Source organism: Micromonospora phaseoli, from assembly GCF_900109115.1.
In the GTDB taxonomy this organism is placed as follows: Bacteria; Actinomycetota; Actinomycetes; order Mycobacteriales; family Micromonosporaceae; genus Micromonospora; species Micromonospora phaseoli.
The window spans coordinates 29,246-54,133 of the sequence record NZ_FNYV01000010.1 but is presented as its reverse complement, the minus strand read 5'-3'; the positions used below and the strand labels follow the sequence as shown (position 1 = coordinate 54,133).

General features: G+C 70.5%; 27 protein-coding genes. 10 read left to right on the top strand and 17 right to left on the bottom strand.

What is annotated here, in order from left to right; translation table 11 throughout:
- Nucleotides 1–6: 6 nt before the first annotated feature.
- Nucleotides 7–981, bottom strand: coding sequence for a lytic polysaccharide monooxygenase auxiliary activity family 9 protein (locus BMY89_RS22865; protein WP_092382112.1), 975 nt, complete (start codon nt 979–981; stop codon nt 7–9).
- Between the two features lie 139 nt (nt 982–1,120).
- Between BMY89_RS22865 and BMY89_RS22860 the strand changes: the two genes are divergently transcribed.
- A complete protein-coding gene (locus BMY89_RS22860; RefSeq protein ID WP_092382111.1) occupies nt 1,121–2,122 on the top strand; it encodes a 2-hydroxyacid dehydrogenase in 1,002 nt (333 codons plus the stop codon).
- Nucleotides 2,123–2,211: 89 nt separating this feature from the next.
- Here BMY89_RS22860 and BMY89_RS22855 read toward each other — a convergent pair whose 3' ends face one another.
- Nucleotides 2,212–3,126 (bottom strand): AraC family transcriptional regulator, encoded by a 915-nt coding sequence (locus tag BMY89_RS22855; protein ID WP_092382253.1) that lies wholly within the window; start codon nt 3,124–3,126, stop codon nt 2,212–2,214.
- Nucleotides 3,127–3,208: 82 nt separating this feature from the next.
- On the opposite strand from BMY89_RS22855, the gene BMY89_RS22850 reads away from it, so the two are divergent.
- Entirely contained in the window at nt 3,209–4,180 is a 972-nt protein-coding gene (locus tag BMY89_RS22850; RefSeq protein WP_092382110.1) for an SDR family NAD(P)-dependent oxidoreductase, read from the top strand.
- 51 nt (nt 4,181–4,231) lie between these two features.
- On the opposite strand, the gene BMY89_RS22845 is transcribed toward BMY89_RS22850, so the two are convergent.
- Nucleotides 4,232–5,659 (bottom strand): aldehyde dehydrogenase family protein, encoded by a 1,428-nt coding sequence (locus tag BMY89_RS22845; RefSeq protein ID WP_092382109.1) that lies wholly within the window; start codon nt 5,657–5,659, stop codon nt 4,232–4,234.
- A gap of 202 nt (nt 5,660–5,861) precedes the next feature.
- On the opposite strand from BMY89_RS22845, the gene BMY89_RS22840 reads away from it, so the two are divergent.
- From BMY89_RS22840 to BMY89_RS22825, 4 genes are all read left to right on the top strand, one after another.
- On the top strand, nt 5,862–6,698 hold the full coding sequence (locus tag BMY89_RS22840; protein ID WP_092382108.1) for a helix-turn-helix transcriptional regulator: 837 nt from the start codon (nt 5,862–5,864) through the stop codon (nt 6,696–6,698).
- Nucleotides 6,699–6,852: 154 nt separating this feature from the next.
- On the top strand, nt 6,853–7,890 hold the full coding sequence (locus tag BMY89_RS22835) for a trypsin-like serine peptidase (protein WP_092382107.1): 1,038 nt from the start codon (nt 6,853–6,855) through the stop codon (nt 7,888–7,890).
- Nucleotides 7,891–8,010: 120 nt separating this feature from the next.
- Nucleotides 8,011–8,409, top strand: coding sequence for a carboxypeptidase-like regulatory domain-containing protein (locus BMY89_RS22830; protein WP_092382106.1), 399 nt, complete (start codon nt 8,011–8,013; stop codon nt 8,407–8,409).
- A gap of 104 nt (nt 8,410–8,513) precedes the next feature.
- Nucleotides 8,514–8,870: a GntR family transcriptional regulator gene (locus BMY89_RS22825; protein ID WP_092382252.1), complete on the top strand. Its 357-nt coding sequence runs from the start codon at nt 8,514–8,516 to the stop codon at nt 8,868–8,870.
- 18 nt (nt 8,871–8,888) lie between these two features.
- Here BMY89_RS22825 and BMY89_RS22820 read toward each other — a convergent pair whose 3' ends face one another.
- From BMY89_RS22820 to BMY89_RS22805, 4 genes are all read right to left on the bottom strand, one after another.
- Nucleotides 8,889–10,202 carry an aminotransferase class III-fold pyridoxal phosphate-dependent enzyme gene (locus tag BMY89_RS22820; protein WP_170147769.1) on the bottom strand — a complete coding sequence of 438 codons (1,314 nt, stop codon included), beginning with the start codon at nt 10,200–10,202 and terminating at the stop codon, nt 8,889–8,891.
- A 2-nt stretch (nt 10,203–10,204) separates the two neighbouring features.
- Entirely contained in the window at nt 10,205–11,170 is a 966-nt protein-coding gene (locus BMY89_RS22815) for an alpha-ketoacid dehydrogenase subunit beta (protein WP_092382104.1), read from the bottom strand.
- Nucleotides 11,167–12,123, bottom strand: a complete 957-nt coding sequence (locus tag BMY89_RS22810) for a thiamine pyrophosphate-dependent dehydrogenase E1 component subunit alpha (protein WP_092382103.1) — start codon at nt 12,121–12,123, stop codon at nt 11,167–11,169. The genes BMY89_RS22815 and BMY89_RS22810 overlap by 4 nt, the downstream gene beginning before the upstream one ends.
- 83 nt (nt 12,124–12,206) lie before the next feature.
- Nucleotides 12,207–13,565: an MFS transporter gene (locus BMY89_RS22805; protein ID WP_092382102.1), complete on the bottom strand. Its 1,359-nt coding sequence runs from the start codon at nt 13,563–13,565 to the stop codon at nt 12,207–12,209.
- A gap of 156 nt (nt 13,566–13,721) precedes the next feature.
- Between BMY89_RS22805 and BMY89_RS22800 the strand changes: the two genes are divergently transcribed.
- The 3 genes from BMY89_RS22800 to BMY89_RS22790 all read left to right on the top strand — a co-directional run bounded on the left by BMY89_RS22800 (nt 13,722) and on the right by BMY89_RS22790 (nt 17,064).
- Complete coding sequence (locus BMY89_RS22800) at nt 13,722–14,486, top strand: ferritin-like domain-containing protein (RefSeq protein ID WP_139217996.1); 765 nt, start codon at nt 13,722–13,724, stop codon at nt 14,484–14,486.
- 179 nt (nt 14,487–14,665) lie between these two features.
- Nucleotides 14,666–16,495 carry a RiPP maturation radical SAM C-methyltransferase gene (locus tag BMY89_RS22795; RefSeq protein ID WP_092382100.1) on the top strand — a complete coding sequence of 610 codons (1,830 nt, stop codon included), beginning with the start codon at nt 14,666–14,668 and terminating at the stop codon, nt 16,493–16,495.
- Nucleotides 16,496–16,500: 5 nt separating this feature from the next.
- Nucleotides 16,501–17,064, top strand: a complete 564-nt coding sequence (locus BMY89_RS22790) for a DUF5825 family protein (protein ID WP_092382099.1) — start codon at nt 16,501–16,503, stop codon at nt 17,062–17,064.
- Here the strand turns inward: BMY89_RS22790 and BMY89_RS22785 are convergent, their stop codons facing one another.
- The 3 genes from BMY89_RS22785 to BMY89_RS30530 form a co-directional block, all read right to left on the bottom strand.
- The gene (locus BMY89_RS22785; protein ID WP_092382098.1) at nt 17,065–17,706 is read right to left on the bottom strand and encodes a helix-turn-helix transcriptional regulator; all 642 of its coding nucleotides are present in this window, start codon (nt 17,704–17,706) and stop codon (nt 17,065–17,067) included.
- Nucleotides 17,707–17,918: 212 nt separating this feature from the next.
- On the bottom strand, nt 17,919–18,158 hold the full coding sequence (locus tag BMY89_RS22780) for a hypothetical protein (RefSeq protein WP_139217995.1): 240 nt from the start codon (nt 18,156–18,158) through the stop codon (nt 17,919–17,921).
- Nucleotides 18,159–18,239: 81 nt separating this feature from the next.
- A complete protein-coding gene (locus BMY89_RS30530) occupies nt 18,240–18,401 on the bottom strand; it encodes a hypothetical protein (RefSeq protein ID WP_170147770.1) in 162 nt (53 codons plus the stop codon).
- 235 nt (nt 18,402–18,636) lie between these two features.
- Here BMY89_RS30530 and BMY89_RS22775 point away from each other — a divergent pair, with 235 nt between their 5' ends.
- Complete coding sequence (locus tag BMY89_RS22775; protein WP_092382096.1) at nt 18,637–19,608, top strand: helix-turn-helix domain-containing protein; 972 nt, start codon at nt 18,637–18,639, stop codon at nt 19,606–19,608.
- 66 nt (nt 19,609–19,674) lie between these two features.
- Here the strand turns inward: BMY89_RS22775 and BMY89_RS22770 are convergent, their stop codons facing one another.
- The 7 genes from BMY89_RS22770 to BMY89_RS22740 form a co-directional block, all read right to left on the bottom strand.
- A complete protein-coding gene (locus tag BMY89_RS22770) occupies nt 19,675–20,103 on the bottom strand; it encodes an Rv0361 family membrane protein (RefSeq protein ID WP_092382095.1) in 429 nt (142 codons plus the stop codon).
- Complete coding sequence (locus BMY89_RS22765) at nt 20,104–20,856, bottom strand: SDR family NAD(P)-dependent oxidoreductase (RefSeq protein WP_092382094.1); 753 nt, start codon at nt 20,854–20,856, stop codon at nt 20,104–20,106.
- A gap of 73 nt (nt 20,857–20,929) precedes the next feature.
- Entirely contained in the window at nt 20,930–21,943 is a 1,014-nt protein-coding gene (gene gntD / locus BMY89_RS22760; RefSeq protein ID WP_092382093.1) for a guanitoxin biosynthesis L-enduracididine beta-hydroxylase GntD, read from the bottom strand.
- Nucleotides 21,940–22,167 carry an MbtH family protein gene (locus BMY89_RS22755; RefSeq protein ID WP_092382092.1) on the bottom strand — a complete coding sequence of 76 codons (228 nt, stop codon included), beginning with the start codon at nt 22,165–22,167 and terminating at the stop codon, nt 21,940–21,942. Before BMY89_RS22755 ends, gntD begins: the two co-directional genes overlap by 4 nt.
- Nucleotide 22,168: 1 nt before the next feature.
- A complete protein-coding gene (locus BMY89_RS22750; protein WP_092382091.1) occupies nt 22,169–23,209 on the bottom strand; it encodes a class I SAM-dependent methyltransferase in 1,041 nt (346 codons plus the stop codon).
- 11 nt (nt 23,210–23,220) lie between these two features.
- Complete coding sequence (locus tag BMY89_RS22745) at nt 23,221–23,970, bottom strand: HalD/BesD family halogenase (protein WP_139217994.1); 750 nt, start codon at nt 23,968–23,970, stop codon at nt 23,221–23,223.
- 25 nt (nt 23,971–23,995) lie between these two features.
- A complete protein-coding gene (locus tag BMY89_RS22740; protein ID WP_092382089.1) occupies nt 23,996–24,829 on the bottom strand; it encodes an alpha/beta fold hydrolase in 834 nt (277 codons plus the stop codon).
- Nucleotides 24,830–24,888: the final 59 nt, after the last annotated feature.

The following is a 24,888-nucleotide window of genomic DNA, read 5'->3' as shown; positions in this document are numbered from 1 at the left end:
CCTCGGTCACCACACCCGGGGGTTGGCCCGGTGGTTGCGCACCGTGCAGGCCCGGCCCGGCACCGGCCCAGTACGGGAGCCGCGGAGCCGCATGCCGAGCGACACGAGCAGCAGCAACAGGAGCGCTCCGCCGGCGACCAGGGGCCAGCGGTGGCCATCCAGGTAGGTCACCGAGGAGACCGGCACGTTGCCCGGTGCGGCCACCGAAGCGCCACCACCGATGGTCCCGGCGACCTGCGTCGGGTCCTCCCCGGCGCCGACTCCGTCGTCGGCGGCGGGCGTGGTCGCCACCGCCCCGGTGGCCGGGTCCACACCGGTGGCCGGGTCGGCTCCGGTCGTCGGGGCGACCGTGGCGGTGCCGGCCGGCTGGATCTCCACGTCGGAGCAGGAGTAGTAGGTGTCCTGGCTGTCGGAGTTCTGCCAGATCGTGTAGATGACGTGGCGGCCGGTCCGGTCGGCGGGCAGCCGCGCGGGCATCTGGTACGCCCCGTCGCGCAGTGGCGGGTCGGTCAGCCGCAGGAAGGGCAACGTATCGAGGTCCGCCCAGGTCAACTTCCCTGTCGGGGGGTGGCCGGCGCGGGTCAGGTAGAGCCGGAAGGTGCCCTCGTGCGGGATCGTGGTCCGGTACTGGAACACGAACTCCGCGCCGGCCGTCAACGGCGTCGACGGCCAGTCGGTACGCGCGAGGTCCAAGCCCCGGTACGCCGAGAGCCCGCCGCTGCACAGCTCCCCGTCGGGGATCCGCTGCCGGTCCCTCCCGTCGACCCCGAACACCCGGACGTTGTCCCACTCGCGCAGCGCCGCGCCCGCCCCGATCGCCGCCCGACAGGCCGGCGTGTCCACGTACTCCCCATCCGGGGCGCAGCCGGCGGATCGGCTGACCGGGTACGTCGGAGCGCCCTGTGCGATGGCGGGCGCCGCGCCGGCCGTCGCCGCGCCGATGCCGGCCAACGCGGCCACGATGATTCGACGTACGGTCATGGCTTTGTGACCTCCTGCGCACTGGTACGTGTGAAAGATGCCAACAGTTCGACGCGGGCCGGGTCAGGCGGATCGGCGGGCCGCAAGACCCTGCCCCGGGCCGCCGCCCGGCCGTAGCGTGGGAGGCGGAGGTGGTTTGATGCGAGTGGCGGTGTTCAGCACGAAGCCGTACGACCGGGATTTCCTCACCGTGGCCAACGCCACGGCCGGTCACGATCTGACCTTTCTGGAGGCCCGGCTCACCGCGCAGACCGCCCGGCTGGCCGAGGGGGCCGACGCCGTGTGCGCCTTCGTCAACGACGACCTGTGCGCCGAGGCGCTCGACCAACTCGCCGAGGCCGGGGTCAAGGTGGTGGCGCTGCGCTCGGCCGGGTTCAACAACGTCGACGTGGCCGCCGCCCGCAAGCTGGGCCTGACCGTCTTACGGGTGCCCGAGTACTCCCCGCACGCCGTGGCCGAGCACACCGCGGGCCTGGTCCTCGCGCTCAATCGCAAGATCCATCGCGCCTACAACCGGGTACGCGAACACAACTTCGCCCTCACCGGCCTGCTCGGTTTCGACCTGCACGGCCGTACGGTCGGCATTGTCGGCACCGGCCGGATCGGCGTCTGCGTGGCCCAGATCATGGTCGGCTTCGGGTGCCGGGTGCTGGCCAGCGACCCCTACCCGAACGACGCGGCGATCGCCGCCGGTGTCGAGTACGTGCCGCTGGAGCGGCTGCTCGCCGAGTCGCACATCGTCACCCTGCACTGCCCGCTCACTCCGGACACCTGGCACCTGATCAACGCCGAGCGGATCGCGCTGTTCCGCGAGGGCGTCATGCTGATCAACACCGGCCGGGGCGCACTGGTGGACACCCGGGCGGTGATCGAGGGGCTCAAGAGCGGCCAGATCGGTTACCTCGGCCTCGACGTCTACGAGGAGGAGGGCGAGCTGTTCTTCGAGGACCGCTCCGAGCGGGTCCTCGGCGACGACGACTTCGCCCGGCTCACCACCTTCCCCAACGTGCTGATCACCGGGCACCAGGCGTTCTTCACCGAGGACGGCCTGCACAACATCGCCGCCACCACCATCGCGAACCTCACCGCCGTGGCGCACGACGGTCCCGACGCCGTAACCGGCCCACCCCGCGTCTGCTGACTCCACCCCTCGCCGATCTTGCACTTGTGGTCGTCGAAATGTCGCGCGGGTGGCGACATGTACCGACAGAAGGTGCAAGATCGCGGGGGTTATCGGGTACGGGCGAGGTGGCGGTAGGCGCGGGGGGTGTGGCCGGTGACGCGTTTGAAGGCGACGCTGAGGGCGCTTTCGGAGCCGTAGCCGACGTGCTGCGCGATGCTGGCCAGGGTCTCGTCGCCACTGCGCAGGCGGTTGGCGGCAAGCTCGACCCGCCAGCCGGTGAGGTACTCCAGCGGGCCCCTGCCGACCAGGTCCTTGAAGCGTGCCGCCAGGGTCGAGCGGGAGACCGACGCGGCCCGGGCCAGTTCGGCCACCTGCCAACCGTGCGCCGGCTGTCGGTGCATCTCCCGCAGCGCCACGGCCACCACCGGGTCGCCGAGGCCGGCCAGCAGGCCGGTGGTCGGCGCCGGTTCGCTGGCGAGGCGGTGACGGAGGATCTGGATGAGCATGACGACAGCGAGGTGCTCGGCGACCAGCGTGGCCCCGACCCGCCGCTGTCGCAGCTCGACGTCGATCTGGTCGATGGCCCACTGCAGGGCGGCGGCCTCGGCGGTCGCGGCGGGTACGTGGATCACCGTCGGCAGGCCGTCGAGCAGCAGCTCGCGGGCGCGCTCACCGAAGCGAAACGCTCCGCCGATGGCGGCGAATTCGTCACCGACGCCGGCCCGCGCCACGCCGTCCGTCGCCGCGAGGAAGATCGGCCCCGCCGGCATCGCGGCCGCCTCGGGGTCACTGAACAGGGTGTACGGCCGAGAGTGGGTCAGCAGGTAGCAGTCGCCCGCCGCGAGCGGAATCGCCTCGACACTGCCGTCGAGGCGTAGGTAGCAGCGCCCACGCCGGACCGCGTTGAACTTGATCCCGTCCGGTGCGTCGAACCCGACCGCCCAGCTGCCGCCGGCAGTCATACTGGCGGAAACGTGGCTGGTCGTGCCGAGCAGTCGCAGCACGTCATCCAGCGGGTCCACCACGCGCCTCCTTGGACGATCACTAAAGTAGTCTGGATTGAAAACCATACAGAGTCCACAACTGTCGACCTAGGGTTGCCGTATGGATGAGACAACCAGCACCCGTCCGCGCGTGGTCACCCCGTTCGGGCCACGAACCACCGCTGCGGAGATCCTCGACGGAGTCGACCTCACCGGCCGCCGGATCATCGTCACCGGTGGCGCATCCGGCATCGGCACCGAGACCGTCCGCGCACTCGCCCACGCCGGTGCGGAGGTCACCGTCGCCGTCCGCCGCCCAGACGCGGCGGCCGACCTGGTCGAGGAGTTGGCGGGCACCGCCGGCAGTGCCCGCGCCGCCCAACTCGACCTGGCCGACCTGTCCTCGGTGGCCGCCTTCCTGGCCGGTTGGCAGGGGCCGGTGGACGCCGTCGTGGCCAATGCCGGGATCATGGCGGTTGCGAACCGGCAGCTCAACGCGCAGGGCTGGGAGTCCCAGCTGGCAACCAACCACCTCGGGCACTTCGCGCTGGTCACCGGCCTGCGGGACAACCTCTCGGCCAGCGGCTCGGCCCGGGTCGTGCTGGTCAGCTCCGGGGCCCACCTGCGTGCGCCGTTCGACTTCGCCGACCCGCACTTCGCGCAGCGGCCGTACGACCGCTGGTCGGCCTACGGCCAATCGAAGACCGCCACGGTGCTGTTCGCCACCGGTATCGCCAACCGCTGGGCCGACGAGGGCATCACCGGCAACGCGGTCAATCCCGGCTACATCCTGACCAACCTGCAACGGCATCTCGACGACGAGACGATGCGGGCCTTCGGCGTGCTTGACGAGGCCGGCAACCGCGTCCCGCTGGACTACTACAAGACACCAGCCCAGGGCGCCTCGACGTCGGTCCTGCTCGCAGCATCGCCGCTGGTGGAGGGTGTCACCGGGCGATACTTCGAGGACAACCAGGAGGCGGAGGTCGTCTCAGGGCCCCAGGAGGCCGAGGCTGGCGTCGCGCCACACGCCCTCGACTCGGCGGCCGCGGAGCGTCTCTGGACGTACTCGGAGCAGGCCGTCCCCCGCTGAGGCGAACTCCCGAGGCCGTCCGATCCCCGCGGCCAGCGGCCCGGCCGGCCGTCAGCGCTGGATGGACTTGGTCTCCAGGAACTCCTCAAGGCCCGGGCGGCCGAACTCGCGGCCGTTGCCGGACTGCTTGTAGCCGCCGAACGGGGCGTACGGGTTCCACTGGCCGCCGTTGACGTCGACCTGGCCGGCGCGCAGCCGCCTCGCCACGGCGAGGGCGTGCTCGGGCTCGCCGAAGACACCGCTGGTGAGGCCGTACGGGGTGCCGTTGGCGATCTCGACCGCTTCGTCCTCGTCGGCGTAGGTGATGATCGTCAGCACCGGGCCGAAGATCTCCTCCTGGGCGATGACCGAGGTGGGGTCGACGTCGGCGAAGACGGTGGGGCGGACATAGGCGCCCTTCTCCAGCCCTTCCGGCCGGCCGGGACCGCCGAAGACCAACTTCGCCCCGTCGGCGATGCCGCGCCGGATGTAGCCGTCGACCTTCTCCCGGTGGGCCTCGGAGGCCATCGGGCCGATCCGGGTGGCCTCGTCGGTCGGCTCGCCGACCGGGTACCGCTCGGAGGCGGCCACCACCAGCGCCACGATCTCGTCCAGCCGCGACGCCGGCACCAGCATCCGGGGCCAGGCGCCGCAGACCTGACCACCGTTCGAGAACGCCATCATCACGCCGGTCTCGACCGCCGTGGGCAGGTCCGCGTCGTCGAGGATCACGTTGGCGCCCTTGCCACCGAGTTCGAGTGCGACCCGCTTGACCGTCTCGGCGGCGACGGCGGAGATACGCCGGCCGGCCCGGGTGGAGCCGGTGAAGGAGATCATGTCGATGTCCGGGTGCGCGGAGATCGCCTCGCCGACCACCGCTCCGGTGCCGTACACCACGTTGAAGACCCCGGCCGGCAGGCCCGCCTCGGCGGTGACCTCGGCGAGGATCCGGGCGGTCAGCGGCGCGACCTCGGACGGCTTGAAGACCATCGTGTCGCCGGCGACCAGCGCGGGGGCCAGCTTCGACACGACCTGCTGCAACGGGAAGTTCCACGGCGTGATCGCGCCGACCACGCCGATCGGTTCGCGGACGACCAGCGAGGTGCCGATCTCCTCGGTCCAGGCGAAGTCATCGGCCAACGTGGCGAACGACTCGGCGACCGCGACCGGAAAGCCGACCTGGGCGGTCCGCGACATGGTCAGCGGGGAGCCCATCTCGGCGGTGATCGCGGTGGCGATCTCCTCGCCCCGGGCCAGCAGGCCCGCACCGATGCGTCGCAGCAGGGCGGCCCGCTCGGCGGGCGGGGTGGCGGCCCAACCCGGAAACGCGGCGCGGGCGGCGGCGACGGCCCGGTCCACGTCGGCGGGGCTGCCGGCGGGCACCTCGGCGACGATCTCCCCGGTCGCGGGGTTGACGACGGTGGTGGTGTCGGTGGATCCGGCCGGTACCGCCTCGCCGTTGATCCAGTGTCCGGTGGGTGTGTGCGTGTTGGTAGTCATGCAGCCGAGTCTTGACTGGTCACGACGGGCTAACCAGGTACAGCCGATCCCTGGATAACCGGGCGCCGACCTGCTGTCCTGGTCCCCGGAAACAGTCCCGGTGGGGCGGTTGTTGACCAGTTGGTGGCCGTCCGCCAGGTGACCGTCCGCGACGGCGCGGGCGGCGGGCACGGCCGGGACCAGCAAGACGGGAGGAACCGACGTGGATCGCGCTCGGCTGGCCGAGTTCCTGCGGAGCCGGCGCGAGGCGCTACAGCCGGAGGACGTCGGGTTGCCCCGCGGGCTGCGCCGGCGGCGTACCGGCGGGCTTCGCCGCGAGGAGGTCGCCGCCCTCAGCGACATGTCGACCGACTACTACAGCCGGATCGAGCAGCAGCGCGGTCCGCACCCTTCCGAGCAGATGCTCGCCTCGATCGCGCGTGGGCTGCGGCTCTCCGTGGCGGAACGGGATCACCTGTTCCGGCTCGGCGGATATCCCGTACCGCAGCGGGTCCGACGCAACGACCACATCAACCCCGGCATGATGCGCGTCTTCGACGGCCTCGGCGATGTCGCCGCCCAGGTGGTGAGCGACCTCGGTGAGACGCTGACCCAGACCCGGCTGGCCACCGCACTGCTCGGCGACGAGACCGGCTACAGCGGCCTGGCCCGTAGCCTGCACTACCGCTGGTTCGCCGATCCGGACAGTCGGCGCAGCTATCCCGAACAGGAGCATTCCCGGCACGGCCGGCTCATCGCCGCGGACCTGCACCGGGCGTACACCCGGGACGGGAGGGGCTCCCGGGCGGCGGAGATCGTCGAGGCGCTGCTGGCCAGCAGCGCCGAGTTCGCCGAGCTGTGGCGGGAGCACCCGGTGACCGGCCCGTACTGCGCGCCGAAACGCATCCAGCACCCACAGCTCGGGCTCCTCGAACTGCACTGCCAGGTCCTCGTCGACCCCGACCAGTCGCAGTTGTTGCAGGTCTTCACCGCCACCCCGGGCACCGAGAGCCACGAGAAGCTCCAACTCCTCGCGGTGCTCGCCGGTCAGCGGCTCTGACCAGAAGCTCCGACGGGCCCGCACGCCAACGCGTTACGTGATCTGTCCGAAACCGAACGTAGCGGTGTCCAGGGAAAGACAGAGACGAGTCTGGATCTACCAGATCGATATAGCTTCCCCATCGACAGCGTCATCGCTCGATGAGGAGGACTACGTGGCTCCCACACCGCCCATCTCCACCCGACTGCGGATCATGTTCGTGGTCGGGCTGACCACCGCGCTGGTATCAACCGCCGCCGCACCGGCCACCGCCGCACCGGCCACCGACGCCCGGGCCGGCGGGCACGGCGCCGTCGCCGACTCCGGCGCCGTACCGGCCTCCGTCGCACCCACCGCACTGAGCGCCACCAGCGACGCCAAGGGCGCCGGCAGCCTCGGCCGCGCCGGAACCGGCAGGGCCGGCCCGGGCGGCACCCGCTTCGACGTCGGTGGCCGCGCCCTGGCACCGGATGCCGAGCCCTCGGTCGGTATCCAGAGCGTCATCGGCACCGACAACCGGGTGCGCGTCGACCCGACCACCGTCTTCCCCGCTCGGGCGATCGTCCAGGTCGTCCGGACCACCGGCGGCTCCACCTGGGGCTGCACCGGCTGGCTGTACGGGCCGAGCATCGTGGCCACCGCCGGGCACTGCGTACACCCCGGTGGCGGCGCCAACGGCGGCGGCGGCAACGGCTTCTACCCGCGCGGTGACTTCCAGATCATCCCGGGCCGCAACGGGGCGTCGACGCCGTACGGCACCTGCACCGCGACCCAACTGCTCTCGGTGACCGGCTGGACCCAGAGCGGCAACGAGACGAACGACTACGGGGCGATCCGGCTCAACTGCACCGCCGGCAACACCACCGGCTGGTTCGGCCTCTGGTGGCAGAGCGCCACGCTCAACGGCACCGCCACCACGGTGAGCGGCTACCCGTGCGACAAGACCTTCGGTCAGCAGTGGCGGCACGCCGGGCAGACCGTCCAGGCCACCCATGCCCAGCAGGTGTTCTACCAGAACGACACCTTCGGCTGCCAGAGCGGCAGCCCGGTCTACCAGACCCGGGCGACCGGCAGCTCCTTCTGCTCCGGACAGTGCGTGATGGCGATCCACGCGTACGGGCTGCACGGCTCCGCCCCACACTCCACCAACAACCACGGCACCCGCATCACGGAGTCCGTCTTCAACAACCTGATCACCTGGCGAGACAGCTGAGTTGAGCAGCCCGTGGGGTGGGTGCGAACAGCGCCCACCCCACGTCGCCCACCCCACGGAACCGAAGGCCACCACGACACGTCCCAGTAACTGTCCGTCACCACACATGAGGGAGCAGTTATGAGCAAGGGACGTCTCGGCGTACTCGCCCTGCTGATCGCCGCGCCGTTGCTGATCGGGGCCAGCCTTCTGGTGATCGGCGGCGACCGGCCGGTCTCGGACGACGGGCCGGCACCGCCACCGTCGAGCACCGATTCGATGGGCACCGTGACCGGCGCCGCCACCACCGCCGCCGGCGACCCGGTCCGTGGTGCCTCGGTACGGGTCAGCTCGCTGGACGAGCCGGCGCCGGCGATCCCCGAGATCGGTGTGCTCACCGGAGACACCGGGCGGTACGAGTGGCGGCTCCCACCGGGCCGGTACGAGATCGTGGTCAGCACCAGCGAGCGGGACAGCGCCCCACAGACCGCGACCGTGGCCGCCGGTGTGGTCACCCAACTCGACTTCACCCTGCCCTGAGCGTCGCCCCGCCCCAGGCCGGCCGGTATGCCGGCACGCCCCTTCCCGATCAGGACATGCCGGCCCGTACCCGTGGCGACGGCCCGGTAGGCGATGATCGCCAGGTGATCGCCATCGACGCTGACTCCCCCGTACCGCCGTTCGAGCAGCTACGCGCCCAGCTCGCCCGGCAGATCCAGGACCGGACGCTGGCGGTCGGTACCCGACTGCCGACCATCCGCCAACTCGCCGCCGAGTTGGGCCTCGCCGTCAACACCGTCGCCCGGGCGTACCGGGAGTTGGAGGAGGCCGGGCTGATCGAGACCCGTGGACGGGCGGGCTCGTTCGTGACCGCGGCCGGCGGCCAGGGCCGCGAGCAGGCCCGCCGGGCCGCCGCCGAGTACGCCGCCGTCATCGCCAGCACCGGCATCGACCGCGACGAGGCGATCCGGATCATCGAGGCGGCCCTGGCCAACCAGTGATCGAGGAGGCGGTAGCCGCTACGGCTGGTACGCCGCCACGGCCTTGGCGAACCGCTCCACCAGCTCCCGACAGTCGTCGGTGGAGATCGTCAGGTGCGGCAGCAGCGGCAGCACGCCGATCGAGTAGCTGGTGAGCAGCCCGTGCTCGCGGCACACCCCACGCAGGGCGCTGACGTCCCGCAGGGACCAGAGTTCGCCGTCGGAGTCGCGCAGCTCGACGCCGAGCATCATCCCCGCACCCCGGACCGTCCCGATGCGCGGATCCGACTTCGACGCGGTGGCCAGCATCTCGATCAGCTCGGCGCTGCGTCGACGCACCCCGGGCAGGAAGTCGTCCGCGGTGAGGATGTCGAGCACCGCCAGGCCCGACGCCGCCCCGACCGGGTGGCCGTCGGTGGTCGAGCCGTTGGGAAAGCCCAGCCGTACCGGCGGGTCGGCGAGGGTCTCGTAGATGTCGCTCGCCACGACCAGCGCGGCGAGCGGAAAGTAGCCGGCGCTGAGGCCCTTACCGAGGACCAGCATGTCGGGGACCTCGGTGAGCCGCTCGACGTAGGTCATCGCACCGACCCGGCCCGCGCCGGTGGTCACCTCGTCGGCGATCGAGTGGATGCCCCGGCGTCGACACTCGACGATCAGCGTCTCCAGGTAGTGCGTCGGAGCGGGCCGGAACGAGGTGCCGGAGACCGGTTCGAACATCACCGCGGTCACCCGCTCGGCGCCGACCGCGTCGATGGCCTCGATGACCGGGCGTACGCATTCGCCCGTGCACGCGGCCGGGTCGCAGGTCTCCGGCGGTGGGGTGGAGACGTGCACCACGTGCGCGTCGACCGGGGCGGAGTAGTCGTGCAGGATCGGTTCGTCGGTCAACGCCGTGGCCAGCGGCCCGGTCCCGTGGTACGCCTCGTGCAGGGCGATGACGGTATGCCGATCCGTCTCACCGGTCATCCGCCGGTAGAACCGGGACAACATGGCCGCCGACTCGGTCATCTGGCTGCCGGTGTTGCCGAAGCGCACGTGTCGCAGTGGCGCCGGTAGGACCGCCACCAGCGCGGCGGCGTAGTCGACGGTGACCTGTGGTGGATGCTCGTAGCGCATGACGGTGCCGGAGGGCAGCACGTCGAGTTGCCGGGCCATCGCCTGCTTCACCGGCTCACACGAATAGCCCAGCGTGACGTTCCACATCGAGGAGCGGGCGTCCAGGTAGCGACGTCCGGCGGCATCCACCAGGTGGCTGCCGGAGCCGCCGACCAGGAACAGGTCGGGCCCGTTCTCCCGCAGGTGCGGTCCCATCGGCGTGAGGCCGTGCCATACCGCGTACTCGCTGTTCGTCATGGTCATCTCCGCTGGGTGAGTGGGGCCGGGGTGTCGATCACCGCGCGGACGATGCGCTCCGCGTCGGGCAGCAGGCCGTCGAGCAGCGCCGCGCTCACCGGCGCGGGAACGGGGGCACCGGTGAGCAGCTCGACGTGCTCGGGGCGGACCGCGCCCGTACGGACCAGGTGGTAGGCCAGGTCGGTCAGCACGGACCCGGACCGGGACTGCTCGTCGACCAGGATCACCGGCCGGTCGGGTACCACCATCGCGGCGACTCCGTCCCGGTCCAGCGGCGCGGCGGTACGCAGGTCGACCACCCGTGCCTGGATGCCGTGCTCCGCCAACCGACGCGCGGCCAGCAGGCTCTCGATGACCGTGTTGCCGATCGCGACCAGCGTCAGGTCCGTACCGGGACGGGCCAGCCCGGCGACGCCGAACGGCAGCGCGGCGGCCGACGGCTCGGGCTCCGGCAGCTCGGCCCAGGTCGGGGCGAACAGCCGCGGTGACTCCAGCACGACGACCGGGTCGGGGTGACCCAGTGCGGTCCTCAGCAGCCCGCCCACGGCGTTGGGCGAGCCGGGTACGGCGACGACGAGACCGGGGATCTGGCTCAGCAGGCCGTACGGCACGTGCTCGTGCTGCGCGCCGAGGTGTTCACCGCCCCGGGTCAGTCCCCGGATCACCAGCGGCACGGAGAACTGGCCGTCACTCATGTAGCGCCAGGTGGCGACCTGGTTGACCAGCTGGTCGAAGGCGCTGAACAGGAACGCCACCCGGTTGACGCTGAACAGCACCCGCCGGCCCACCAGCGCCATCCCCAGGGCCATGCCCAGCATCGCGTTCTCCGCGATCGGCATCCGCACCATCCGGTCGGCGCCGTACTGCGCGACCAGGTCCTCCTGCTGGTAGGTGCTGAAGTGGCTCAGTGTCGGCTGCTCGGTGAACGCCTCGCGGATCGCCTCACCGGCGGGGTGGCGGCGGCTCACCGGCCCGCCCCGATCAGGTCAGCGGTGACGCTCACCCCGGTCGTCGCGGTCGCCGGGTCCGGCTCGCCCGCGGCCAGCGCCGCCAGCAGCAGCGCGTCGATCTCGGCGGCGACCTCGGCGTGCAGGCTGGTCAGGTCGGTCGGGATCCGCCCGGCGGCGACGGTCAACGGGTCGCGCGCCGCCCACCGTCGACGTTCCTGCTCCGGCCGGTACGGCGGCGGCGGATGTTCACCGAGCTGGGCGTGGAAGTCGCGCAGGTACGTGCGGGCGACGATGACCTGCGGTCCCGCGCCGGCCCGGCAGGCCGCCAACGCGTCCGTGGCCGCGTCGCGTACCGCCTCGACGTCGTTGCCGTCGACCTGCACGTGCGGCAGGTTCAGTCCGCCGACGAGTTCGGTGGGGCTCAGGTGGCGCACCCACTCGCTGGCCGTCTGGTCCTGCCAGCCGTTGTCCTCGCAGACCACGAGCAGCGGGAGCCGCTGCGCGGCGGCGATGCTCAGGGTCTCGTACGCACCGCCGGCACCGAGCGCACCGTCACCGCAGAAGACCAGCGCGGCGTGCCCGGCACCGTCGAGTCGGGCGGCCATCGCGGCGCCGGCCGCGACGGGGAGTTGGGCGGCGACGATGGACGTCGAGCCGAGCAGCCGGTTCGCCCGGTCGGCGAGATGCATCGAGCCGGACTTGCCGCCGCACAGGCCGCCGCGGCGGCCGAGGATCTCGCGCATCACCCGCTCGGGCGAGCAGCCGGCGGCGAGGGCGTGACCGTGACAGCGGTAGAAGCTGACCACCCACTCGGCGGGATGCCGGGCGCCCAGGACACCGACGGCGACCGCCTCCTGGCCGGTGTACGGGTGGATCGTGCCGGGCACCAGGCCCTGATCCGCGCAGCGCAGCAGGCTTTCCTCGAAGAGTCGGATGGTGAGCATGTCGCGGTAGGCGGACAACAGGTCCATGGCGCTTCCCGTCGTTGGCTTCTCGGCGAGTGCGGTCCCGGGCGGAGATCGCAGATACGCGGGGCGCCGTACGTGATGCCGATTCAACTTTCGGGTCGGCGGGGTACCGCGTCAACGGCTGCTCCCGAGGATGGCGCGATGCTGCCAACCTGGTCGCCGCCGTCGGGCCCGCCGATTGGCGAGTTGGTGCCATGTTCCGGGGTCGGCATCGCCATGCCGGTGCCGCGCAGACTGCTCACGCAGCCGCCGAGCAGCGCGGCGGAGGCGAAGAGGACCAGGGTCGGCACCAGGCCCCACCACTGGGCCAGTGCCCCGCCGAGCAGCGCGCCGACCGGGATCGCGAGGGTGGTCGCGGCCCGCCCGAGTGCGATCACGCGACCCAGTTGGTGGGTTGGTACGAGCGACTGCTGGAGGGTGGTGGTCGCGATGAACCAGATGGTGGCGCAGAAGGAGAAGATCGCCTCGTAGACCACCAGCGTGACGAAGGGTGGCGCGACGACGGCCGCCGGGATCAGGAACAGCGCGGCACCGGCCAGCGGGGCGAACACCGGCACGACCCGCGCCATCCCGATCGTCCGGATGACCCGGCTGGCCACCGCGACGGCCAGCATCGACACGACGCTGCTGACCACGTAGGTGATCCCGATGAGGCCGGGTGAGAGGTGCAGGTGCTGGTAGGCGAAGACGAGGTAGAGGGCGCCGAGGGCCGATCCGCCGAAGTTGAGCGCCGCCGCTGTCACCGCCACCCGCACCAGGACGGGGCGTTGCCGCATCGCCGCCACCCCCTCGCGCAGCTGGTCGAGCATCCTGCCCGTCGGACCGGCGGTGGTGGCGGCGGGACCGGTGCCGGCGACGGCGCGCAGCCGGGCGTACGCGAGCACACCGAGCAGCCGGGTCACCGCGTCCACGCCGATGGCGGTGGCGGCTCCCGCCACCTGCACCAGCCAGCCCGCGAGGGCGGGACCGGCCACCTGCCCCACCGATCGCGCCCCGGCCATCGCCGAGTTCGCCTCGACCAGCCGCTGCGGCGGCACCAGGGTCGGCACGGCGGCCTGCAGGCCGATCGTGACGAGGGCGCCGAGTCCGCCGGCGACGACCGCGACCACGGCGAGCAACGGGATCGTGAGCAGGTCGAGTACGGCGGCGACCGGCACCGTCGAGACCACCGCCGCGTAGCCGAGGCTCGCACCGACGAGCAGGCGGCGTGGCGTACGGGCACGGTCGACGAGTACGCCGAGCACCGGCGAGGCGAGGGCGTGGGTGCCGAACTCGATCGCGAACAACGCGCTGGCGACCAGCGGTGACGCCCCCAGGGTCAGGATCGCCAGCGTGGGCAGCGCCAAGGCGGTGATCTCCGTGCCGACGACACCGATCCCGTGCGCCGCGACCAGCGGTCCCAGCCCTTCGATCCGGCGCCGCAGCCGTCCCAGTCCCGCAGTCATCAGCGCAGGGTATGCGCCGGTGCTGGCACGTCTGTGCCAGCACCGACGGACGTCTTGACCATGGTGGATGGCACCGTTTACCGTGGCCCAAGCTCCGGGCGGAGAAGTGGCAGACGTGGTGCTGAGATCCCTTCTCCTCCAGTAGTGGAGCTGGTCATGGCACTCATTCGTCACGATGAACTCGACAGCGACGCCGTCGCTTACCGTGTCTTCGGTGTGACCCGGGACAAGAAGGCCTGGCGGGCGGCCGACATCATCGGCGACGGACTGCGCCGCAAGGACTGGGACCGCACCGAGATCGCCTGGCGAGCCGCCTCCCGCGGGTACTACGCCGAGCAGGCCGGGCTGGTCGCCGCCGCCACGCTGGCGGCGCACACCGAGGACGCGCCGTTCCGCTTCAGCCTGGCCCTGGCCACGGCCGACGAGGCGCGGCACGCCGACGCCTTCTACCAGTACGCCCGCGCGATCGGCGGCGACGTCGAGCCGGACGCGCAGGAGACGATGGAGCCGCTGGACGAGATGCTGTTGAGCCTGCCGCACATGGGCCGGGCGCTCGTCCACACCATCCTCGAAGGACTCGCGGCCGACGAGTTCATTCTCTTCGGCGAGATCTTCGCCGGTGATCCGCTCGGCCGGCTGTACGAGGCGGTGCGGACCGACGAGATCCAGCACATCGCCATCGGGCTCAACTACCTCTCCCGGGTTTCCGCCACCCCGGCCGGTGCCGAACTCTGGCGCGAACACGGCCAGCAGTGGCACGACCTGGGCTTCGATGTCACGGCGCTGGACAGCATCGCGAAGTCCTGTGGCCGTCTGACCGGCCGCGACCCCGAAAAGGTGCGGGCCTGGTTCGTCCGGCGGCACCGGGCCCGACTGCGGGCCGCCGGTCTGTCGTTCCTGGAGGGAGGTGAGGGCAAATGAAGATCAAGAAGGTGGCGATCAAGAAGGTCACGCACGGCTCGTGCAAGTACCACGTCGTGCTCAAGCAGCAGGGCAAGTGACCCGGTGGTCCGGGCGGGACTACCCCCGCCCGGACCAGCGGCCCCTCGCGGTGCCCACCAGCTTTCTCCTCACCCGCGCCGGATCCCGGAGACGAGACGATGACCATCTGCCTCGCGGCCATGCCGTGGCAGTCCCTGGACTGCCCGTCGCTGCCCATCGGACTACTCAAGGCCGTCACCGTCGCCACCGGCCGGCCGGAGCCGCTGACCTATCACGGTGGCATCCGGTGGGCCGAGTACCTGCTCGACGCCACCGACGGCGAGCTGGGGCCACCGGAGTACACCGAGGTCGCCGAGGAGGGGCTGTTCCACGGGCTCGGTGACTGGGTGTTCGCCGGTGTGCTGCACGACGACGACTCCTTCGGTGTCACGCAGCTGCGCCGGTACGCCGACGAGCGCGGTCTGGACATCGACCGGGTCACCCGGATGCGCGCACACGCCGCCGACTTCGTCGAGGTCGCGGCCCGGGAGATCCTCGCCACCGAGCCGACCCTCATCGGGTTCACCACGACCTTCATGCAGAACGCGCCGAGCCTCGCCACGGCCCGGCGGATCAAGGAACTGGACCCGCGGGTACCCATCGTCTTCGGTGGCGGCAACTGCGACGGGGCGATGGGGTCCGCCCTGCACGAGAACTTCCCATTCGTCGACTACGTCGTACGCGGCGAGGGCGAGATCGCCTTTCCCGCCCTGCTCGACGCGCTGGACGGCCGGACCGACCTCGCCGCCGTACCGGGGCTGTCCTGGCGTGACGCGCAGGGGCGGCACGACAACCGGCAGGGCACGCTGGTCCCGCCGGCACTGATGCCGGTGCCGGACTACGACGACTGGTTCCTGCTCATCGCCGAGTCACCGGTCGGCGAGTACGTGGAGCCGAAGCTGGTGTTGGAGAGCGCCCGGGGCTGCTGGTGGGGCGAGAAGCACCACTGCACCTTCTGCGGTCTCAACGGAACCGGGATGCAGTTCCGCGCCAAGGCGCCGGAGACGGTCATCGCGGAGCTGACCTCGCTGGTACGCCGCCACCAGACGCTGGACGCCATCATGGTCGACAACATCATCGACAACCGCTACTTCCGGGACCTGCTGCCGAGCGTGGCCGCGCTCGACTGGGACCTGCGGATCCACTACGAGGTCAAGTCCAACCTGCGCCCGGACGAGATCGCCGTGCTACGGCAGGCCGGGGTCACCCACGTGCAGCCGGGCATCGAGTCGCTGGTCAGTCCGGTCCTCAAGTTGATGGACAAGGGTGTCACCGGGGTACGCAACGTGCGGACCCTGCGTGACTGCGAGGCCGCCGCGCTGACCGTCTCCTGGAACTGGCTCTACGGCTTCCCCACCGAGTCCACCACCGACTACGACGCGGTCCTGCGACAACTGCCGGCGCTGGTCCATCTGCAACCGCCGGCCAGCGCGGCCCGGATCCTGCTGGAACGATTCAGCCCGTACTTCGAGAACCCGCTGCTCGGGTTTCCCAACCGCCAGCCCGCGAAGCTGTACGAGCATGTCTACGCGCTCGGTCAGGACCGCCTGACGGACATGGTGTATCTGTTCGACACCGACCCGGCCGGGCTCTCCGACGCCGACGCCGAGGGGCTGCACAAGCTCATCGAGGTCTGGATCGACGCGTACCCCTCCAGTTCGCTGCAGATCCTGCGCGCCGACGACGAGGAGATCGTGATCGAGGATCGACGGGTCGGCTGGCCGGATCAGGACCACCGGATCACCGGAGCCGGGTTCGTCGCCGCGTACCGCGAGCTGGAGAACGGGCGCACCGCCAAGGCCCTGGCCGCCCGGGTCGCCGAGTGGGGACTCACCGCGGACCAGGTTGTCGACTGGTTGGGCAAGCTCGCCGGCGACGGACTCGTCTTCACCGAACAGGGTCACTGGATCACCCTGGCGACCCCCACCGAACCGCTGAAGGTGAGCTGATCACGATGACGACGGCGACGAGCGCGGTCATTTCCTTCGACGCGCTGCGCGACGACCCGGCGGCCTACCGCCTGCACGCCGTGGAGCTGCCCGAACCGCTGCGGTTCGGGCAGTCCCCCGCGCAGGACCTCGACCTGTTGCGGATGCTCCGCGCGGTGACCAGCCACGCGGTGCGGCTGCGGTGGACGCTGCGCGGCCAACCGTCGTTCCCGCTGCACACCTACTCGCACCTGCTGCCGCCGTGCCTGGGGGTGGAGTTCGACGACGTCGCCCACACCGTGGCCTGGGCACGGGACTACCGCTACGGATCGTTCTACTACCGTCGAGGGCCGGGCCTGGTCACGATCAAGGATGTCCGGCCCGGCCAGCCCGCGTCCCGGATGGTCATAGAGGACGGTGCCGATCGGTTCGAGCGGCTCGCCGAGTCGGTGGACGGCCGTCCGGAGGCCGTCGATGCCGAGCTGGTCGCGGACGCGGTCGAGGCGGGTCTGGCCGTCGAAGCCGCCGGCCGGACGCTGGTCCTGCCGTTCCGGATGCGGCACTGGCCGGTGCCCTACCTGGCGGTCTGATCAGATCCAGCCACGCCGGGCGGCATGGACACCGGCCTGGAAGCGGGTGCTGGCGTCGAGTCGGTGCATCATGTCGGACACCCGCCGGGCGAAGGTGCGCCGGCTCATGTGCAGCATCACCGCCGCCTGGTCGTCGGTCAGGCCATCGCTGAGCGCGCGCATCAGCTCCTCACCTTCGTCGATCCGGGCGGTCGTCCGAGCGGCCTGCGCACGTTGCAGTGCGGTGTCCCACATCAGGCCGAACACCGTCGCCAGTGAGTCACCCATCACGACGCTGCGGACCCGGGACAGTCGACCGGTGCCCGGGTGCGTCGGATCCTGGTTGGGCAGGTAGACCACCGCCCGATCCCGCACGACGAGGAAGTGCGGCAGGTCAAGCGGAGTGGGCAGCGCGATCCCGTCCCGGGCGAGAGTCGCCACCGGGTCGGTCAACGGCTCCCTGCCGGGCGTGAAGAGGACGCGGACCTTCACGTTACGGGCACGGAGTGCGCCGAAGACCGCCGACGGTAGGGGGATCGGACCTGAGGCCGGCGCGATGACGAGGAGTTCGGCCCGGGTCAGGTCGGTCAGCTCGGCGCTGAGCAGGACGCTGCTGATGTCGGCGCCGAGTACCCGCCGGTCCTGGTAGGCAGCCCGCTGCACGAGGTTTCTGTCAGTGATGGTGGATCGGACGGGTATAGAGCTAGGGCTATCGTATATCACCTTTTTTGCCCATCGATCATGGCACGCGTCACCGACCAGCCATTCCCAGTGGCCGGGACGAGCCCTGCTGTGCAATTCACCAGACTACGGAGAGCCAGGAATCTGCTCTCGAACGCAAAAGGCGAGCCCCGGGCAGCGCCCGGCCATGCTGATCACACATCCCACTGCTGGATGATTTCCCAACCGTCGAGCCGGGCGGCTGCCCGGCCGCAGAGATCAGCAAGATTCAGTTCAGCCGACCGTAGGTCACGGATAGCAACATAGGCCCCTATCCACATGAATCCCGCTCGCTCTATAACCTTGACGTGTTCGACACGATCACCATCCACCCGGAGGCCGAGGATCAGGTCCCTGAGCCGCTCGGGCGTCAACGGTGTCCGCGCCGTCGTCACCGGAATTAGCGTTACGGCTGACAGCTGCACGTTTCCATCCAATGTGTCGATTAGATCCCCCCGCCCAACACACCCCCGTGCTCAGCGCAGCGAACGTGCAGCCTGCCCCTCGAACATGCCCCACGAGTACCCGCCCGCCGGGTCCTTGGTCTCCCCTACGGGCACCTTTGGGCCGATCACGGAAGCGGAACCACCGACCACCAGCACCAGGGCGACAATAGCGATCTTGGCGCGAGGAGACATACAGCCACCTACCTTCCCTAAACAGGCAATCCATCCAACAGGTTTCGATCATCCGTGTTGACGGAAGTCAGTCTCTGCGGAAACGCCGAGAGTGGTCAACAAGATCAACCTGACGGGATCGCGCCAGGCGGGATCCCGTCACGGTGGCCGGATCTTGCCAGTCATGTTTGCCATCTGACAATCTCTGTCGGGCGCACTGCCGGTAGGGCACAGAGCACTTAGTAGGAGGGGCAGAGTGTTCAGCACCCTAGGTATATCGACGACGGCCGAGGCCGTGTACATGACCATGTTGCGTCACTCGACCTGGGGAGTCGCCGAGATAGCGGAGTCGTTGGGGGTGTCCGCTCGGGAGGTGCACGACGCCCTCGATGAGCTGATCGAACTCGCGCTGGTCCGCGAGTCGTCCGTCAACCCCGGGAACCTCAGACCGACCAGCCCCAAGGTCGGCCTCGCGGCGCTGCTCGCCCGCGCCAAGGCGGACATCGCGCAGCAGCAGTACGAGATCGAGGCGACCCAGGCCGCCATCGACGCGCTGTCCGAGGCTCACCAGGTCGACCACCAGGACCAGCTGATCCAGATCGTCCAGCTCGACGGCGTACGGCAGCGCCTGGAGCAGCTGGCCCGGCTGACGCAGGTGGAGTGTCTGTCGTTCAACCCCGGCGGCGCTCACCGGCCGGACGCCATGGCCGCCAGCAAGCCCGTCAACCAGGAGGCACTGGAGCGGGGGGTGTCCATCAAGTCGATCTACCAGGAGAGCTTCCGCAACGACCCGGACACGCTCGCGTACGCCCGCTGGTTCAACAGCCTGGGCGGCGAGACCCGCTGCGTGCCGGTCGTCCTGTTCCAGATGGTCATCGTGGATCGAAGCATCGCGCTGCTTCCGGTCGACCCCACCGACGCGCGCAAGGGCGCCATCGAGATCCACAACCCGGGGATCACCGCCGCGCTCAGCAGCCTGTTCGACCACGCCTGGTCCACGGCCACGCCACTGGGGCACGCCGCGACGACGGACGAGAACGGGCTCGAACCGGCCGAACGCCAGCTGCTCCAGCTGCTCGGCGACGGCTACACCGACGACGCCACCGCACGCAAGCTCGGTCTGTCGGTACGCACCGTCCAACGGATGATGTCCGACCTGACCACCCGACTCGGGGCGGAGAGTCGCTTCCAGGCCGGCGCCAACGCCGTGCGGCAACGCTGGCTCTGATCCGGCCCGCGCCCCTGCCCCGGGCGTCCCGCGACGCGGCGCTCCGGGGCGAGGGGCGCGGCAGGGTCACACCGATGCCCCACAGATCAGCCAGTCGCCGTCCTGACGCAACAGCGGCACCATCCGGGCCTGCGTCGTGCCGTCGGCATAGGTGACGCTGACCCCCACCGTGCCGGTGGTCTTCCACGGCAGGCCGTTGACCCGCAGCTCGCCGGTCATCTCGTGCGAACTCGGCGGCCGCGTCTCGACGGCCGACACGAACGCCTCCCGGGACTGGCCATCGCGCACGTCGGAGCAGAGCACCCCGTACGCGTCGTCGAAGCGCCGCTCCTCCAGCGCGCGGTAGTAGTCGTCGACCACCTCTTTGGCCACCCCGCCGCTGCGCGCCGTCAGAAAGACGGCCGAGCCCGCTCCGGCGAGCACCAGCAGCACCACCACCCCGACCACCACCAGCAACACCGTCTTCCTCGTCTGCTCAGACTCCTGCTTGCGCACTTACGCCACCGCCTCGATCGTCGTACCGGTACCGAACACGGCGGTGGTCGCGCCGGCGGTCTCCGCGCCGTCGATGACCAACTCCTGGCCGGTGAGAAAGCTCGCCTCGGTGGAGGCGAGGTAGTGGAAGGCCGCGGCGATCTCCTCCGGCGCGGCGTGCCGCCCGGCCGGGATCTTCGCGTTGACCTCGTCCAACATGGCCGGTGTGTACTCGGTCAGTTGCATCGGCGTCAACACCGCACCCGGGCTGACGCAGGCCACCCGGATCCAGGGGCTCAACTCCAGGGCGAAGGTGCGGCACAGCGCCACGATGCCGGCCTTGGTCGCGTTGTAGTCGGCGTAGAACGGATAGCCCCGCGTACCGTTCACCGACGCGGTGGCCAGCAGGACGCCGGCCCGTTGCCGCACCATCACCTCGGCGGCCGCCTGCCACAGCCCGAGCACGCCCAGCAGGTTGACGTCGATGACGCGACGCGCGTCCGCCTCGGTCAACTCCAGGACGCCGTGCCGGACGCTGATGCCGGCGTTGGCGATCACCACGTCGATCGGGCCGGCGTCGGCCACCTGCGTCACCGCGCTGCGTACCGCCGACCAGTCCGCGACGTCGGTCTCGATCCAGCGCACCGCCGGGTTCGGCGGATCGGCGGGGGCCCGCACGTCGAGGTTGTACACCCGGTCGCCGCCGCCGGCGAACCGTTGCGCTGTCGCCCAGCCGATGCCACTGGAGGCGCCGGAGATGATTACCGTCCGCATCGAACTCTCCCGTCCCTTGGATGTAGTGGTGGGCGCGTCGGCGCGCCCACCACCGAGGTACCTCGTCGTCCGGTCAGACCAGCACCCGGCTACCCGCCGGCGACCCGCTTCCGGCCCGCAGGTTGCGGCTGACCGTGAGCTTCTTGAGCCACCGGTCGGTCCCGTCGTAGCGGGCCCGGAACGACTTACGGCCGTGTACCGCCTGGTAGTTGTCCACGACGAGCAGCGTCCCGCGCTCCACCACCACGTCGTGCTGATGGGCGAGCAACTGCCCGTGCAGGGCGTCCAGGGCGTGCTGGGCGACCGGGTCGTCGCCCACGCACCGCATGAACGGAAGGTCGATCCGCAGGTACGGTCGGGCCGGATCGCCGAACAGCACCGCGACCGGCTCCGGGGCGTCGCGCATCCGCTCGACCAGCTTCAGTGCCGGGTGATCCGGCTGGCGCAGGGTGAGCTGACGGATGTGCTCGTCGTCGGGCAGGATGTGGTAGCGCCGTTGGCCGAGCACCGCGACGTCGGCCGGGTCCAACGCCAACTCCCGGACCGACGCCACCGTGGTGGCGACCTTGTCCTCGTTACGCACCCCGAACAGCAGCAGGTAATCGCAGCGACTCGGGTGGAACGCGTCCTCGGTGTGGAACTCCAGCAACGCCTCGCTGCCGTGGCCGTTCTGCCGGCCCTCGTCGCCGGCGATCGGCACGATGTTCTGGATGAGCCGCCCACCCTGGAGCGTCGCCCAGGTGAAGGGGTCCCCCAACGCCATGCCGCACAACGCCATGAACACCTCGACCTCGGTGACGTGGGTGCCACGCTGCTCGGCGTCCCAGTGCGTCGGCGTCGGCCCGACCAGCCGGTCGTCCACCGGAAAGCCGAGAACCGAGCAGGCCGCCGCCGGCTCGCTGTGCCGGAAGTCGTCAAGGAACTCCCACAGGCCCGCCGGCAGGTGCCGCACCGCGAACCTGTTCCGGTCGTAGAAGTCGGGCTGCCTGGGGTCCACACCGGGTGCCGACCGTACCTTCTCGACGATCGAGGTCAGCGCCGCGAGGTCGGCGTCGCTGAGTTCGTAGCGGGGCCAGTCGGTGGTCACTGGAGCGCTCCGGAGTCCGCAGCCATCGCCCGGGCGAGGCTCGCGGGCCGCATGTCGGTCCAGGTGGCCTCGATGAAGGCCAGGCAGGCGTCCCGGTCCGCCGGACCGTGCGCGACCGTCCAGCCGGCCGGCACGGGATTCGATTCAGGCCACAGGGAGTACTGCGACTCGTCGTTGACCAACACCAGGTAGGTGCCGTCCTGGCGGTCGAACGGATTGGTCATCTCAGGCGCTCCTGGTGGCCGACGGGACCAGTTCGAAGAGGATCCCGGACGGCGGCGCGGCCACGTGGCGCTCGCGGACCAGATCCCAGCCGGCCGCACCGAACGCCTCCAACCACTCCTCCCGGCTGGGGATGTAGACGCCCATCAGGGCGTGGATCATCTCGAATCCGAGGGTGAAGATCGTGGTCGTCTCCGGGCTGGCCGGTCCCGGCGTGCGGACCACGTCGCAGAGCAGCAGCCGCTTGACGTTCGGGAAGGCGCGACGCAGGTTGGCCAGCCCGTCGACGCAGCGCTGCATCGGCCAGAAGTCATGGCCCATGAAGACGCAGGTCACCACCTCCACGTCGGCGAAGACCGCGGTGGGCTCCAGGGTCAGCACGTCGCCCTGCACGATGTGTACCCGGCCGTCCAGTCCCGCGTCCGCCACCGACTTCTCGGCCAGGTCCACCGCGCCCCGGGCGATGTCGACACCGACCGCCGTCACCGCCGGGTCCCGCTCGGCGATCCGGATGAGGCGCTGCCCCGATCCGCAGCCGAGGTCGGCGATCGCGCCGAAGTCGAGACCGGTGATGATCTCGTCGAAGAGCGGTTCCACCTCGCTGTCGCCGATCAGGCGGGATCCGATCGCCACCGCGCGCATGTCCCGGTGGTAGAAGTCGCCCACCCGCTGCTCGGGCGCCGCGACGTCGGGCGCGATGGAGAACAGCTCCCCGCAGCCCTTGACCAGCCAGTAGAAGTAGCCACGCGCGGCGTAGACGTCGGCGAAGCCCGGCCCGACCGTGTAGCGGTCCCCGTCGGCCTCGACGACCTTCGCCCACACCAGGGTCTCAAACAGTCGGCGGACGATGCCATGGTCCAGGCGACTGCCGGCGGCCGTGGCGACGTCGGTGCTGCCCTCGGTGTGCAGCAGGTCGAGCAGGCCGAGCTGGTGGCTGGCGGAGATCGCCGAGGTCACCACGTAGGACGAGAAGAGGCCGGCGGCCGCCCCGACCGTGTACGACGGAGCCGCTTCCGGACGCGGCACGAAAACTGTGTCGGTCATTGTGTTCTCCTTTAGCGAATCTGGGGCGCCGCCGGAGCCGAATCGGCCCACAACGCGTCCATTGTCTCGTGCGAAATGCGCCGCTCCAGGTCCGTGGTGGCGGCGTAACCCATATTGATGATCGTGCGCACCCCGCCGGTAATCGGGTAGACCCTGTGCAACGTCGTGTCGGTGCGCATCAGATAGAGGTCACCGGGTACGAACGAGGCCGAGTAGGTCGGACCGGCGAGCAGCGCCCGGTGGATTTCCGGATTTTCCTTGTTCCATTTCGTCCCCGGCACGCACTGCACGAAGCCGCCGTGCTCGACCTCGGGGCACTCGATGATCCAGACCAGGGCGAAGGCGTAGTCGTCCCAGTGCCAGCCGTGCGTGTCGCCGACCTTCTCCAGCCGGGTGATCACGTACTGCTCCGGCTCGTACGGGCAGGGCAGCACCGCCTCGCCGGCCACCTCGGAGAGCAGTGCGAGCAGGGTCTCCGAGCTGTACACCGCCGGGATGACCGTGCTGTGCCGCACCACCTCGTCCCGTCGTACGTTCCGCATCCGACGGAGCGTGTTGCCGGTCGCCGCGAAGCGCAGGTCCCGGCGAACCCCCGCGCCGCCCACCAACTCCAGCACCTCCTTGGCGACGGCGGCCTTCAACTCCTCCGGGACGATGAAGGACAGTTTCGCGAAGCCGTACGTCGCGAGCCGCTCACGCGCCTCGGCCAGCTGCGTCGAGCTCACCTCGTGCGTCTTGAGACTCGCGAGGGGATCTGTCACAGAAGCTTCCACAGTTACCTCCCATTCACTGCTGATAGGCCGTATCGGCCATTGACCGAAAGAAATTGATGAGCAGGGCGTTGACGGCGTCCGGCCGCTCCAGATAACCGAAGTGCCCACATCGCTCGATCTCCTCGAACCGGGCACCGGGAATCGCGTCGGCCACCTCCCTGCCCAGGTGCGGCGGCGTCACCAGGTCGTCCGCGAAGCCGATTACCAGACAGCCGTCCGGCGGCGGTGTGAGCGCCCGGTACGCGTCGAGCCGGTCGGCCATCCGTTCCAGCTCCGTCTGGGCCCCGGCCACCTCGAGCGACGGTGGGAAGAACTCCATCAGGCTCAGCCAGGAGCGGGCCTGCGTCTCGTCGTTGAGCGTGTGCGGGGACAGGCTCTGGATCAGTCGCCACACGGCGTGCAACTGCGGCGGAAGCTTCGCCTCGCCCAGCGCGATCGCCGCCTCCGCGGTGGCGAGCGCACCCCGGAAGGTGTCGGTCCGGCCCCGGGTCGCCATCAGCACCGACTGGTGCACCAGGTCGGGGCGGGCGACCATCACCTCCTGCACCACGTGCGCACCCATCGACGTGCCGACGAGCCGGGCCCGGCCGCCGCAGATGCGCTCGACCAGGGCGACGACATCGCCGACCAGGTCGTCGATCGTCGGCTTGGCCACACCCGGCGGCAACGGCGCGATCCCCCGGTTGTCGAACGTGATGACCCGGTACCCGGCCGCCACCAGCGCCGGCACCTGGTGCAGCTGCCAGGCGCTGCCCGGACTGCCGGTCCCCATCACCAGGACGACCGGCTCACCCGTGCCACGCTCGGCATAATTGATCTTCGTGCCGTTGGCCACGACGAGCGGCATGACAGGCTCCTTCGATCGTGCGGTCGGCCCAGGCGGTCACCCGGTCCGGGCGGTCGGTC

What these genes read in the sequence shown, in the direction of transcription:
- BMY89_RS22750 (WP_092382091.1), bottom strand. Translation starts at nt 23,209, where the DNA reads ATGACCGACACAGTTTTCGTGCCGCGTCCGGAAGCGGCTCCGTCGTAC.
- BMY89_RS22830 (WP_092382106.1), top strand. Translation starts at nt 8,011, where the DNA reads ATGAGCAAGGGACGTCTCGGCGTACTCGCCCTGCTGATCGCCGCGCCG.
- BMY89_RS22820 (WP_170147769.1), bottom strand. Translation starts at nt 10,202, where the DNA reads ATGACGAACAGCGAGTACGCGGTATGGCACGGCCTCACGCCGATGGGA.
- BMY89_RS22740 (WP_092382089.1), bottom strand. Translation starts at nt 24,829, where the DNA reads ATGCCGCTCGTCGTGGCCAACGGCACGAAGATCAATTATGCCGAGCGT.
- BMY89_RS22765 (WP_092382094.1), bottom strand. Translation starts at nt 20,856, where the DNA reads ATGCGGACGGTAATCATCTCCGGCGCCTCCAGTGGCATCGGCTGGGCG.
- BMY89_RS22865 (WP_092382112.1), bottom strand. Translation starts at nt 981, where the DNA reads ATGACCGTACGTCGAATCATCGTGGCCGCGTTGGCCGGCATCGGCGCG.
- BMY89_RS22755 (WP_092382092.1), bottom strand. Translation starts at nt 22,167, where the DNA reads ATGACCAATCCGTTCGACCGCCAGGACGGCACCTACCTGGTGTTGGTC.
- BMY89_RS22860 (WP_092382111.1), top strand. Translation starts at nt 1,121, where the DNA reads ATGCGAGTGGCGGTGTTCAGCACGAAGCCGTACGACCGGGATTTCCTC.
- BMY89_RS30530 (WP_170147770.1), bottom strand. Translation starts at nt 18,401, where the DNA reads ATGTCTCCTCGCGCCAAGATCGCTATTGTCGCCCTGGTGCTGGTGGTC.
- BMY89_RS22795 (WP_092382100.1), top strand. Translation starts at nt 14,666, where the DNA reads ATGACCATCTGCCTCGCGGCCATGCCGTGGCAGTCCCTGGACTGCCCG.
- BMY89_RS22810 (WP_092382103.1), bottom strand. Translation starts at nt 12,123, where the DNA reads ATGGACCTGTTGTCCGCCTACCGCGACATGCTCACCATCCGACTCTTC.
- BMY89_RS22845 (WP_092382109.1), bottom strand. Translation starts at nt 5,659, where the DNA reads ATGACTACCAACACGCACACACCCACCGGACACTGGATCAACGGCGAG.
- BMY89_RS22805 (WP_092382102.1), bottom strand. Translation starts at nt 13,565, where the DNA reads ATGACTGCGGGACTGGGACGGCTGCGGCGCCGGATCGAAGGGCTGGGA.
- BMY89_RS22790 (WP_092382099.1), top strand. Translation starts at nt 16,501, where the DNA reads ATGACGACGGCGACGAGCGCGGTCATTTCCTTCGACGCGCTGCGCGAC.
- BMY89_RS22850 (WP_092382110.1), top strand. Translation starts at nt 3,209, where the DNA reads ATGGATGAGACAACCAGCACCCGTCCGCGCGTGGTCACCCCGTTCGGG.
- BMY89_RS22800 (WP_139217996.1), top strand. Translation starts at nt 13,722, where the DNA reads ATGGCACTCATTCGTCACGATGAACTCGACAGCGACGCCGTCGCTTAC.